Source organism: Prolixibacteraceae bacterium (genome assembly GCA_019856515.1).
In the GTDB taxonomy this organism is placed as follows: domain Bacteria; phylum Bacteroidota; class Bacteroidia; order Bacteroidales; family Prolixibacteraceae; genus Halosquirtibacter; species Halosquirtibacter xylanolyticus.
Map to the genome: position 1 here is coordinate 4,346,532 of CP082230.1, position 12,810 is coordinate 4,359,341.

Sequence of the window (12,810 nt, forward strand, 5' to 3'; positions counted from 1 at the left end):
GTGGCTAGAAGGTATAGGGTAGAATCGTAGTTTTTTGCTGTGAATGATTCACTCTGTGGTTGACAAATAGAGTTGTACTATTAATTCGATGGTAGCATGTCACAAATAATCATTTTACGACAGCTTGATTTTTGCTGTTTTACGATCACTGTAATGCTGTTATGCTTTGGTTTGGGGAATCAATGTTGTACTGCTATTTTGAGTGTTTATTGTGGGGAAAGAGGATAGTTTGTGGATGTTTTCTTTGATGTGAGAGGACAATGATTTAATTTTGCTTATCTTAAAGTTTGGAATTAAAATTGATCATGTTGAACGAATATAGGTCCATATTAAAGCAATATTATGGTTTTGAGGTTTTTCGCCCATTGCAAGAGGATATTATAGACTCGGTGGTGAAGGGGGAGGATGCGCTTGGAATTATGCCAACAGGTGGAGGAAAATCTATTGTTTTCCAAGTTGCTGCGTTGGCACGTGGCGGATTGTGTGTGGTGGTTACACCTCTGATTTCGTTGATGCAAGATCAAGTAAGTAAGCTGAATTCTATTGGGATCAAGGCGGTGGCATTGGTTTCTGGAATGAGCAAGCATGAGGTGCATATTGCCTTGGATGCTGTGGAGTATGGTAATACTCCTTTCTTATATCTCTCTCCAGAGAGACTTCAAAGTGATATTATTCAGAGGCGAATAGGGCACCTTCCTATCAATTTGATTGTGGTGGATGAGGCGCACTGTATTTCGCAGTGGGGTTTTGATTTTCGTCCATCTTATCGTGAGATTTGTGTTTTTAGGGATGCTTTTTCGGATGTTCCTGTGTTGGCTCTTACTGCTACTGCGACTCCATGGGTTGCACGAGATATTCAGAAAGAGTTGCACTTTAAGAAGGAGAATATATTTAAGAAGAGTTTTGTTCGTCCCAACCTGAATTATAGGGTACGTAAGTTAAAGAATAAGGACCAATATCTGATCTCTGTTTTAAAGAAAGCAAAAGGGGCAGGTTTGGTCTATGTGCGGACCAGGCGTAAGGCTCGTATTATATCAGAGATGCTTAGGAATCACGGTATTCATGCCGACTTTTATCATGGGGGGTTGACTCCCGAGTTGCGAGCCCAGAAGCAGCAAGATTGGATTGATGGTAAGATAAGGATCATCATTGGAACGAATGCTTTCGGGATGGGTATTGATAAGCACAATGTTCGTTTTGTGGTGCATTATGATGTGCCGAGCTCGATGGAGGCTTATTATCAAGAGGCTGGTAGGGCTGGGCGTGATGAGATGCGTTCGGTGGTGGTGTTGCTCTATAATGAGGAGGATAAGAGGGGGTTAGAACGTGATTTGGAGGCTGCCTTTCCGGACATTGATCAAGTTAGGAATATCTATGAGTCTTTGTGTAATCGTCTTGAGATTCCGATCAATTCGGGGGAAGGGAGGTCTTTTCCTGTCGATGTGATGGAGTTTTGTAAGAAGTTTGGCTATACGATGATTCATGTGTTTCATGCGATGAAATTGATGGAGAAGGAGGGTTATATCCAATATATGGATGAGATGCAGAGTGAGTCGAAGGTGAATATTGCGATTGGCCGAGACGATCTGTATGTTTTTCAGGTTGATAATCCTGCGTATGATAAATTTATACGTGTTTTGTTGAGAATGTATGAGGGTGTTTTTGTTGATTACATTCAGGTTAATGAACAGGAGATGGCTGATCATTTGAGGTGGTCGAAGGAGAAGGTAGAGAAGGTGTTGGGGATTCTAGATAAGAGCGGGGTGGTGCATTATAGTGCTGCTAAAAAGACGGCTTATGTCTCGATGCTTCGTAATCGGGTCTCTAAGGATCACTTCTTGTTTAATCGACAGAAGTATCAGGAGCGAAAGAATTTTGCCTTGGAGCGAATGACGCGTATGATTGATTATTGTGAAGTCGGAGAGACTTGTCGTTCGGTCTTTATCTCCAACTATTTTGGAGAGTATGATGTTTCGGAGTGTGGAGTTTGTGATATTTGTCAATCTGGTCCTTCGGAGACCTCCACGTTGATCGATAGGGTGAAATCGTCGATAGTGGCACCTGTCTCTTTGATACGATTACACTCGCTATTTGCAGATGAGAAGAGCTTTCCTATGGTGTTGGACCAGTTGTTGAAATCTGAAGAAGTGGTGTTTGACAAGAATGGCTTCCTCGTATTAAAAGGGAAATAACAATCATAAAAGTGGGAAAGCTCATTTGGTTGATGTATTTTTGAAGAATAAGAATAAGGTTTAAATCATAGAATCATAATGGGAGAGGAAAGTTTAAATCACATTGTGTATGACAAGAATGTGGTTGAATTCGTTGCTGTTGCAAATGAGTACTGTCTATTTGTGGAGCAAAACTCTTTTGAGAAGCGTTCCGAATATCTAGCGAATATTCAAAAGTTTTGGTCTTTGTTGTACCTGAAAGCAACGATGTTGCCATCTGTAGATGGTGGAGATATGTTTGCAGAAAAATTTGTTGAGGAGCATGACTACTGGTTTCTTCAGAGCAAGATATCTAATTTTTTAGGTGAGCATGATAGTTATACGGGGTATTCAGATTCGGACCATTATCTATTAGATGAGGCGTCGCAGAGTACGCTTTCGGAGAATATAATGGATGTCTACCAAGACTTGAAAGATTTTGTAATGTCTTATCAACTAGGGGTAGAGGATGCAATGGAAGCCGCACTGTTTGAGTGTGAAGAGCATTTTCAGATGCATTGGGGAAAGCTGATGTTGAATGGATTGAGAGTGTTGCATATTCTGTTGTATGGAGATCAAGATATAGATAGCGAGGAAGCATAGCAACCAATAAACTGCTTTGACAATAGTTTAATAGAGCGTTATATTCAGTAGATTCATTTATATGTTATTTTTTGAAGGAAAAAAAAGCATTTCTAAAGAGGAGCTGGCTGCTTTACCTTTAGATGCGTATAATGGGGAGATCGTTTTAGTTGATTCTGAAGAAGAGATAGAACAGATCTGTGTTGGTTTGCAACAGTATTCGATTTTAGGTTTTGATACTGAGACAAGACCGGCATTTAAAAAAGGGGTGGTTCATGAGGTCTCTTTGTTACAACTTTCTACAGATGACCATGTTTTTTTATTTAGATTAAACAAAATAGGTATCCCAACTTGTTTAAAGAAAGTGTTAGAGAATAAAAACATCTTGAAAGTTGGTGCTGCTATCCGTGATGATATCAAAGGATTAAATAGAATCCGAAAGTTTCATGCGGATGGTTTTGTTGAGCTACAAGATTTCGTTAAAGAGTATGATATCGAGAATTTTGGTCTGAAGAAGTTGGCTGGATTGGTTCTTGGTTTCAGAATATCGAAAGGTCAACGATTAACCAATTGGGAGAATGAAATTCTAACTCCAGCGCAACAAGTTTATGCTGCAACGGATGCTTGGGTGTCATCGGAGATATATAAGAAGTTGATCTCTTATGATGAATTAGAAAAAGATTAAATCATAGATCCATACCATGTAAGTGAGTTTTCATCGTGTGTGTATAAAGAGAATTTTTCGGGTGTGAGATCTTCAAAATAAAAATGCAATTGAAGTTTATAGATATAGATTTTACAGAACCCCTTCATGAGGGGATCGAAGCAATGGGGTATAAAGAGTGTACTCCTATTCAGGAAAAGGCGATACCAGTGATTCAAGAGCGTAAAGATCTTATTGCATGTGCTCAGACAGGAACAGGTAAAACTGCGGCTTTTCTATTGCCCATATTAGATCGAATCTCACAATGTCCTGATGATTCTAAGATACGAGCATTGATCATTGTGCCTACCAGAGAACTTGCGTTGCAGATTGACCAGCAGATTGAAGGAATGTCATATTATTCGAATGTTTCATCGATACCTGTGTATGGTGGAAGCGAGAGTGATATGTGGTCAAGACAGAAGCAGGCATTGTCGAGTGGAGCAGATATTGTGGTGGCAACACCAGGACGTTTGCTACAGCATCTGGGGTTTAATTATGTCGATTTGAAAGAGATTGATGTGGTGATACTTGATGAGGCGGATAGGATGCTTGATATGGGTTTTTATGAGGATATCGTAAAAATCATGTCTGAGACGCCTGATAGTCGTCAGACACTGTTGTTCTCTGCTACGATGCCTTCAAAGATACGTAAGTTGGCGAATACGATTCTTAATGATCCTGAAGAGGTTAATATTGCGATCTCTAAGCCTGCGGAGAAGATATTACAGGTGGCTTATATGGTTTATGACAAGAATAAGGTTGCGTTAATCCAATCTCTATTGGAGGGGAAAGATTATTTGAATGGCGCGATTATCTTCTGTTCGCGTAAGTCGGATGTAAACGAGCTGAGTCGTGCCTTAAATAAGCTAAATCTACATTCTGCTGCTATTCATTCTGATTTGGATCAAAAGGAGCGAGAGAATGCTCTATTAGATTTTAGAAGTCATAAGATTCAGCTTTTGGTGGCTACCGACATATTGGCTCGAGGTATAGATATTAAAGATCTGGACCTTGTGATTAATTATAATGTGCCCAACGATGCAGCGGATTATGTACATAGAGTTGGTCGTACTGCACGTGCCGATGCCTCTGGTATTGCGATCACGTTAATCTCGGATAAGGATCAGAGTGAATTTAAAGATATTGAAGTGCTTATTGAGAGAGAAATTCTTAAGTTGAATACACCGCCTGAGATAGGTGATTCACCAGTCTATGCGCCAAATAGTAAGCGTCATCATGGCTTTAATAAGAAAAGACGTTTTTATAAGAAAAAGAAATAATTGATTTCAATGAAAGAGGGTGTTCGATTATCTCAAGTTCTTGGATTTGTAGAGAATGTGATCTCCACTTCTTTTAAATCTCCGTTTTGGCTCAATTGTGAGTTGTCTGAAGTAAAGGTCAACTCACGAGGCCATTGTTTTGTCCAATTGGTAGAGAAAGATAACGACTCAGATAAGATTGTGGCGAAATCTTCTGGTATCATTTGGGCCACTTCCTACACATCACTAGAACGTAAATTTAGCGAAGCAACAGGTCAATCTATTGGTCCTGGTGTCAAAGTATTACTACGTGTTCAAGTTGATTTTAAAGCGCTGCATGGCTTGAATTTCCAGATTCAAGATATCGATCCAAGTTATACTCTTGGAGAGATTGAGCGAAGAAGAAGAGAGACCATCGCTAGATTAAAAAAAGAGGGACTATTAGAGCGGAATAGTACGATGGAGAAACCTTGGTGTTTTCAGAATATTGCTGTGATCTCATCAGAGCATGCTGCTGGATATCAGGATTTCGTGGATCAGGTGGTTCGAAATCGTTATGGTTTCTCATGTAAGATAACTCTTTTTCAGGCTTTACTTCAAGGCGAGAATGCGGAGGCAAGCATTCTTGAGGCATTGGATAATATATCTAATCATACAGAAGAATTTGATGGATTAGTGATCATTCGAGGTGGAGGATCGCAGATTGATCTGTCGGTCTTTGATTCATATTCTATTTCTAAGATTATTGCATTATGGCCCGTTCCTGTGATTACTGGGATAGGGCATACTAGGGATATCTCTGTGGTAGATCAAGTGGTCGCAATACCGATGAAGACTCCTACTGCTGTTGCCGATTACATTATCGAACGGATGCTTATTGTGTATGAAAAGCTAAATCTTGCTGCCCATAGATTCTCTGTTCGTATCAAGAAAGTGTTAGAGAAAGAGCATCAGCTTCAACAGCGATTATCTTATAATTTGCGCCATACACTTTTAGAAGAGAGAGGGCGTCGAAGAGATAAACAGTATAAATTATTTCAATCATTTCAGCTTAAAACGACCGATATTCTAAGACGTAATGACCGCCAATTAGATCATCTAAATATTGGAATAAGGAGTGCCGCAAAGCATAATATAATCAATAAAGATCATGCGATTTCTCGGTTTCGTCATCAATTATCTACATTTTGTAAAATAGATTTGTTGAAAAAAGAGGAGGAGTGGAAAACGTTTTATAAGACTTTAAATTCACTGGTTGATAATAGCATAAATAGTAATAAAACAAAATTAGGCTATTGGGAGCAGATTGTTAGATCTTATGATCCTCATAAAATACTCAAAAGAGGTTACGCCTTTGTGAAAAAAGATGGGGTATTGGTATCTTCTACTACTGAGTTGTGTCCCGAGGATAGGATCGAGACTGTTTTCCATGATTTTGTTTTATATAGTAAGGTTGTTGAAAAGAAATAATAACGATATGGTTGATAATAAAAGTTATAAAGAATCTATAGAGGAGATAAAATCTATACTGGAAAAGATAGAAAACGACGAATATGATGTCGATGTTTTGGTAGAAAAGGTGAAGTATGTATCTAATTTAATAAAGCATTGCAAGTCTAAGTTGAAACAGTCTGAAACAGAAATTGATAATATTTTATCCTCAATTGAAATGGAGTAGATTTATATTTTGATATTTAGAGATATGATATTTTTTTTATAGAGGTAAAAATTTTCATAGATTACTAGAACTATTCCACTATTTATGTGTTACTTTTATATGCGACTATATATTAGTTGAATATATATAGATGAATAGTTAATGTAATTTATATAAGTAATTTTAATATCATGTCTGTCTCAAAAATTGATTTTAAAATTGGCGACTTGCACTTTCAGTGTGAGGGGGAAAATGATTGGGTGAATTCTCAATTAGATAAGGTGCTAGAAAAGGCACCTGATCTTTTGAGTAAGCAGTCTAGTTCAATCGCTCCACCTCCAGTCAAAAGTCATAGCGTTCAATTGTCTAAAGGTGTTGAAACACCCACTGTTAAGATGACGAATAGTGTCGCATCTTCAACGGAACAAACAACAACTGCTGTAGTTGGAGGAAATAGATCTCGCAAGAGAGGAAGGCCATCTAAACAAGCTGCTATAGAGATTACTTCAAACCACCCTTTGGTTGGATATCTAGAACGTCATGATGCTTTAGATAATCAAGTAAGACGATTTTTGGCCACGGCTACATTCTTAATGAGTGGTGGCGTAGAGATGCTTACTACTACGATGGTTGCTACCCTACTTGAAGAATCAGGGCTGCCTAAACTATCTAATGCCAGTGATTGTTTAAATAAGAATGAAAAGAAAGGGTACTGTTTAAAACAGGGCAAAATGTTTGTCATTACCCAAGAAGGCGTAAGATCTATTCAAGAAGGATAGTAACGAATTATAATGATAAATGAGCAGTTTCTTAGAAGAGGAGCTGCTTTTTTATGCTTATAACTGAACAAAACTGAATGATAGTCTGTTAGAGTAGCAAAATGTTGTCTTATTAAAATAAACGATATGAAAAAGTTACTCGTATTTACTCTTTTAGTTATATCCTCTCTGCCACTTGTAGCTCAGGAGATAGAGGAAGAATCATTCTTTATAATTTTCGAAGAAGACCAAAAGATGGCACAGATAGCCAATAATCCTGTTGCTTTTGCCTATAAACTATATTTCCAGAATGTATTGACATTTGGGGATCATGATCAGAATACACTCTATACCAATTTTGTTGCTCCGATCTATATCAATGAGCATGTAAATTTCATTAATCGTGTTATGATTCCATTGGAAACAAGGAATTTTTCAAATACGGGTACAGAGACATCATTGGGTAATATTCAATATATGGGTCTGTTCACCTACAAAGATGGTTGGGATATCGGAAATGGTAATTTTACTGTGGGTGTTGGTCCTAGCGTCGTATTTAACAGCAATACGTTTGATGATACCGAGATAGCTGGAGATGACAATTGGGCGCTTGGAGCTTCTCTTTTGGGTGTTTATAGGACTAAATCTTTCTTGGGTCTAATCAGTGCAACTCCAAATTGGGGTATTTCAGGTGATAAAGCAACCACTATGATGATCCAATACTCGTTGGGATATTACTTCAGAAATGGTATGTCTATCGTATCGTCTCCTATTATTCTTTATAATGATGCACTTCCTGATGGAGATAATTGGATTGTTCCATTTGGTTTAGGTGTAGGACATCAGTTTGCTATCAAAGAGAAGATTCCAATGAACGTAAGTTTTGGGGTAAATTATAATGCTATTCGTCCTGATTCAATGGATGACCAAAAATGGCAATTCCAAGTAAACTTACTATTCTTGTTGCCTAGTCCTGCTTTAGGAAAGGCTGTACGTTACTACAACTAAAATAACCATGAATATAAAAAAGGCTGCTTTCAAAAGAAGGCAGCCTATTGTTGTGTACTATTTGATGATATTGAGTTGTTTTAACTCATTGATGTTCAGTGATGGTGATTTGTTCTCGCTAATCTTCTTTGCCACGAGTGTTCCTGCATTTAGGGCATCATCATAGCTTTCAAAAGGTTGGCGCCCCGGAATCGCCGGGATGTAGGGTTGTTCAATATAGCAGTGGTCGTCGATCATGATTTTGTAACCATATCCACCCTCCACCTTTTCCACTTTTACCGAAATGTTGTGAAGTGTATCGTCTTGCTTATTGATAATTTTTTTCCCTACTACAATAGAGATGATGGTTGCAAGCAGTAGGACAATAATAAGTTTTCTTCTCTGCTTCATATCAATTCTCTTTTTTAGTTATCTTCTGATTCGATCTCAGCCCAAGGTTGGAATTTCCAGATATCATCGAAATCATAACTACCATTCGATCCTAGAGCTATATACCCCTGGTTATTCAGGGTAAAGGCCACTGCGTTTTCACGAGGTGTCCCTTCAAAGTCTTCTTTCTCGTCCCAGTCATCTTCTGCTGCATTATACATCCAGATGTCATTCTGAATACCGCTATTATAACCAAGGCCTACATAAGCAATGCCGTCCATGACAAATGAGATAGCATTCTTTCTCATCACAGCGATATTCTCTAATTCGTTATCGTCCCAATCCAAGTCTCTTTTCTTTATCCAAGCGTCGTTGGTTGCATCATACGCATAGACATCTTTTGCAGCTTGTCCATTGCTATAACCAGTTAATACATAGCCAAGACCATTAAGAACAAATGCTGTGGCTCCTTGACGTTTACTACCACCTGAACCTCCATTTGGATCAGATCCCAAACTAGCTACTTGTGACCACTGTTGTGCTTGTGTGTCGAATTTGTAGAAATCTTTTTGATCTTTTCCATCATATCCAGTTCCTACAAAACCATTACTTCCAATAGTAAATGCAACAGCACTATTACGAGCGGAACCAATGAAATCACCTATCTGTGTCCACTGTCCACTGTTTGTATCATATTTATAGAAATCGTTCAACCTATAGTCTCCATCCCATCCAGTACCTACATAACCACTACCATTAGCAGCGAATGCTACAGCACCTGTACGTGGTACGCCTGGAAAGTCTTCTATCTGTGTCCAATTATTTTTATCCGGATTGTACACCCAAAAGTCTTTCAGATAACCATCAGCATAACCATCATTGTTTCTATCGTCGTCTCCAAATCCGAGACCAACATATGCTTTATTGTCTATAGTAAATGAGACAGAATTACCACGAGCAAGACCGTCAAAGTCAGACATTCTCACCCAGTTTCCATACAAATCATCATCGTCATTATTACACGATGCGAAGCCAACTACAATGATTAAACCAAGTATCCATTTAAGGTTTGCAATCTTCATTCTTTTCATATTATGAGGTGTATTATTTTGACGCTAAGATACTTGTGGTGTTCATTTGCTGAGAACAAAACGGATATAAAACGGGGTATTATCAATCAAGAATATCATTTTATCTACCAAAGCGTATTTCTATTCAAAATTACATATGTCGACGATAAATATGCTTTCGTAGATAAAATATGGTCTTTGTTAGATACTCAAAATAGGCTTGTTTAAAATGTTTCGAGGGTGGGGTTATCCTTAATATTTTTGGTCGGAATGAACTATTCTACTTCAGTGGCACTTAGTATAAGAAGGTTAAGATTAGTAGGTGGTAAATATTCATTAGAATTTAATCATATTGGAAATGCAAAGAAAGAATTCAATATTCAAAGCTCTATTTATATTTCTTATTTTTTCGTTATCTCTATCTTCATGTATGGATGACGGAATGGGGTATGAGCTTGGGGATGATTTGGTAGATGATGATTCAAGGGTGGTAATGATCGATACGGTTGCCATTGATGTCTCTACTTTCATGCTCGATTCATTGGTAACAACAAATACCGAGAGAGTTACTGTCGGTAATTTGATCGATCCAATGGTTGGAACCACAACGACTCAAACACGAGTGCAGTTTATCTGTAACTTCTATCCTGCCATGGAGTCTACTGCTGAATTTGACTCTATCACTATGATTTTACATTCTGATGGCTACTTTTATGGAGACACGCTATCGATGCAAGATGTTGAAGTATATCCATTGGATGAGTATCTAGATCCTGACGACTACAGTAATGATGCCTCTACCTTCTATAATACCAATACGATCTATTACGATCCACAAAAGTTATTAGGAAAGAAAGTATTTCGTCCCTCTTTCCGCAAAGATTCGACCCTCTCTATACCTCTTGATAAAGAGTTAGGGAAACGACTCTTTAATTTGGCATACGATCAGAATGATTCCCTAATCAATGTAGATGAGTTTAAAGAGATTCTACCTGGTATTGTTATTGTGCCTGGAGCCGAGTCCCAAATTGTTACTGGATTTGAAGCACCTACAGACTCTATCAGTTCTGGAGCTTCTCCTCCTCAAATTAAGATCTACTACCACGATAAGATGAGTGACGAAGCACTAAGCTTCTCGCTACAATATACACGTTCCGATTATATGTACAACACTTTCACTACCGATTATAGTGGAACATCTCTCGAAGGTTTAAAGCACGATAACGAAGTGACGATTCCTACGAACCAAAGTGATGATGTATCCTATGTACAAGGTGGTAATGGTTTGGTGACACGTCTCAACTTTAGGGATATGAAGGACCTTCAATATATCGGTCCTGGAATGATTGCCAGTGCCATATTAACGTTCAAACCGCTAAAGGGTAGTTTCAATCGTTTCGACTTTCGATTACCGACCACGCTTTCCCCATATATCGTAGACAAGAAAAACAAGGTCTTAGGTCAGCTTCTTTCCGAAGATGGCGAATCCCCTGTTATGGGTTATCTATTTGAAGATGCCGCTTACGAAGACAATACCGAATATCGAATCGATATCACCTCTTTCATTAAAAATGAGTTTAGAGAGGATCAAGAGTGGGATCGTAGTTTGATACTACAACTCACCTCTTTTGAAGAGAATAGGGCTGTCGATCGCTTGGTGATAGATAATGGAAATCAGAACAATATTGAACTAATACTGTATTATATAGTATCAGAGTAATGCCAATTGGATTAATAAATGATCTATAAAGGCTTGTGGATATATTTTGTTTAGACAAGGCTAAAAAATAGAAGCATAGTCTTTCCCTACGGTGATATTTTGTAACGAAGGATAAATAAAATAGAATGAAAGGATATAGCTCATCTATTGATGTAATTGGTATAAGTTTAAACATCTTATCGTATATGTATAAATCAATCATTAAAACTCTCTTTGTGGTCGTGTTAGGCTTAACCATTACACCTCTAGCTTATACCCAAAACAACACCTCCTCACCTTACTCTATGTATGGTATTGGTCAAACGGGATACGGAATAAATGCACGTAGTGTAGCCATGGGGGATGTAAGTGTCGGAATACGAACAAACGAACGAATTAACCCTAAGATGGCAGCTTCGTACACTGCTCTGGATAGTGTGCGAATCTTCTATGATCTCGGGGCCACTGGGATATTTACCTATGCGACAGAACAAGGAGAAAGCGAGACGACTTTTGATGGGAACATCACCTCTCTGAATGTTGCCACTCGTATCATGAAACATTGGTATGGTGGTTTCGGTGTCTTCCCTCGTTCATCTATCGGTTATAACATCACCACCTACAATACCGTGGAGGGAACACTTGAAGAGTATCCTACTTATTGGTCTGGTTCAGGAGGTCTATCTCAATTCTATTTCAATAACGCCTTTAGTATCACGGATAATTTCTCTGTCGGGGTGAACTTTTCTGTATATGTAGGTCCGATGACCTCTACCAAACAGCAAGTATTTAATGCCAATTCATCGGTAGAGATCACCACCGATGAACTGTCTGAGCACTACTCTGGAATTACGGGTGATATTTCAGCACAATACACTCTTCCAATCAACGACAACAGTAAGCTTATTCTTGGGGCTAAGTTTGCTCCTAGCTCAAGTCTTTCAGGAGACTCCCACCAACAAATAGTACATAACTCAAGTGCATCCGGTATTAACGATACCATTAAGAATGAATCTTCGAGTGCAGCTGTTATCGACCTTCCAAGCTCTTACTCTGTAGGAGCAAGTTATATGTTATCGGATAATCTGGTGGTCGCATTAGACTACCAACGAGTCAATTGGGGGGACATCCAATCTAATAATTCCGACTACAACTACACCAATCAGAACATCTTTAATGTCGGTTTTGAATACGTAAACAATAGAGAGAGTCTAAAATACAAAGATCATATCGCTTATCGTTTAGGTTTTAAGTATGACGATGGTTATCTGAATGTACGACATAACCAACTGAAAGATTGGTCGGTATCTATGGGTTTAGGATTTCCCATTCGTCGTAGCTTAAGCTATATCGATGTCGCCTTTGTTTATGGACAGCGAGGATCGAACCAGTATGGTATGATTCTTGAAAACTATGCACAATGTATGATTACCTTCAGTCTTTCTGACCGATGGTTCCGTAAACGAGTGATAGACTAAACAAAGAAGAGATA

12 protein-coding genes are annotated in these 12,810 nt (G+C 38.4%); 10 read left to right on the plus strand and 2 right to left on the minus strand.

The features are described from left to right. Positions 1-305: 305 nt before the first annotated feature. From K5X82_15940 to K5X82_15975, 8 genes are all read left to right on the plus strand, one after another. Positions 306-2,192, plus strand: coding sequence for a RecQ family ATP-dependent DNA helicase (locus tag K5X82_15940; GenBank protein ID QZT36718.1), 1,887 nt, complete (start codon positions 306-308; stop codon positions 2,190-2,192). A 78-nt stretch (positions 2,193-2,270) separates the two neighbouring features. Continuing rightward, on the plus strand, positions 2,271-2,813 hold the full coding sequence (locus tag K5X82_15945) for a DUF5063 domain-containing protein (GenBank protein QZT36719.1): 543 nt from the start codon (positions 2,271-2,273) through the stop codon (positions 2,811-2,813). Positions 2,814-2,874: 61 nt separating this feature from the next. Then, positions 2,875-3,477 (plus strand): 3'-5' exonuclease domain-containing protein 2, encoded by a 603-nt coding sequence (locus K5X82_15950; protein QZT36720.1) that lies wholly within the window; start codon positions 2,875-2,877, stop codon positions 3,475-3,477. Positions 3,478-3,566: 89 nt separating this feature from the next. Then, a complete protein-coding gene (locus tag K5X82_15955; GenBank protein ID QZT36721.1) occupies positions 3,567-4,778 on the plus strand; it encodes a DEAD/DEAH box helicase in 1,212 nt (403 codons plus the stop codon). 9 nt (positions 4,779-4,787) lie between these two features. Next, complete coding sequence (xseA, locus tag K5X82_15960; protein ID QZT36722.1) at positions 4,788-6,227, plus strand: exodeoxyribonuclease VII large subunit; 1,440 nt, start codon at positions 4,788-4,790, stop codon at positions 6,225-6,227. Positions 6,228-6,234: 7 nt separating this feature from the next. Beyond that, positions 6,235-6,435: an exodeoxyribonuclease VII small subunit gene (xseB, locus tag K5X82_15965; protein QZT36723.1), complete on the plus strand. Its 201-nt coding sequence runs from the start codon at positions 6,235-6,237 to the stop codon at positions 6,433-6,435. A 170-nt stretch (positions 6,436-6,605) separates the two neighbouring features. Then, a complete protein-coding gene (locus tag K5X82_15970) occupies positions 6,606-7,193 on the plus strand; it encodes a hypothetical protein (GenBank protein QZT36724.1) in 588 nt (195 codons plus the stop codon). A gap of 126 nt (positions 7,194-7,319) precedes the next feature. After that, positions 7,320-8,180 (plus strand): hypothetical protein, encoded by an 861-nt coding sequence (locus K5X82_15975; GenBank protein QZT36725.1) that lies wholly within the window; start codon positions 7,320-7,322, stop codon positions 8,178-8,180. Between the two features lie 57 nt (positions 8,181-8,237). Here the strand turns inward: K5X82_15975 and K5X82_15980 are convergent, their stop codons facing one another. Then, positions 8,238-8,570: a DUF4907 domain-containing protein gene (locus K5X82_15980; GenBank protein ID QZT36726.1), complete on the minus strand. Its 333-nt coding sequence runs from the start codon at positions 8,568-8,570 to the stop codon at positions 8,238-8,240. Positions 8,571-8,584: 14 nt separating this feature from the next. Next, positions 8,585-9,640, minus strand: coding sequence for a galactose oxidase (locus K5X82_15985; GenBank protein QZT36727.1), 1,056 nt, complete (start codon positions 9,638-9,640; stop codon positions 8,585-8,587). Positions 9,641-9,977: 337 nt separating this feature from the next. Between K5X82_15985 and K5X82_15990 the strand changes: the two genes are divergently transcribed. Continuing rightward, on the plus strand, positions 9,978-11,339 hold the full coding sequence (locus K5X82_15990) for a DUF4270 domain-containing protein (GenBank protein ID QZT36728.1): 1,362 nt from the start codon (positions 9,978-9,980) through the stop codon (positions 11,337-11,339). Positions 11,340-11,464: 125 nt separating this feature from the next. Next, entirely contained in the window at positions 11,465-12,796 is a 1,332-nt protein-coding gene (locus K5X82_15995; protein ID QZT36729.1) for an outer membrane protein transport protein, read from the plus strand. The last annotated feature ends 14 nt before the right edge of the window (positions 12,797-12,810 follow it).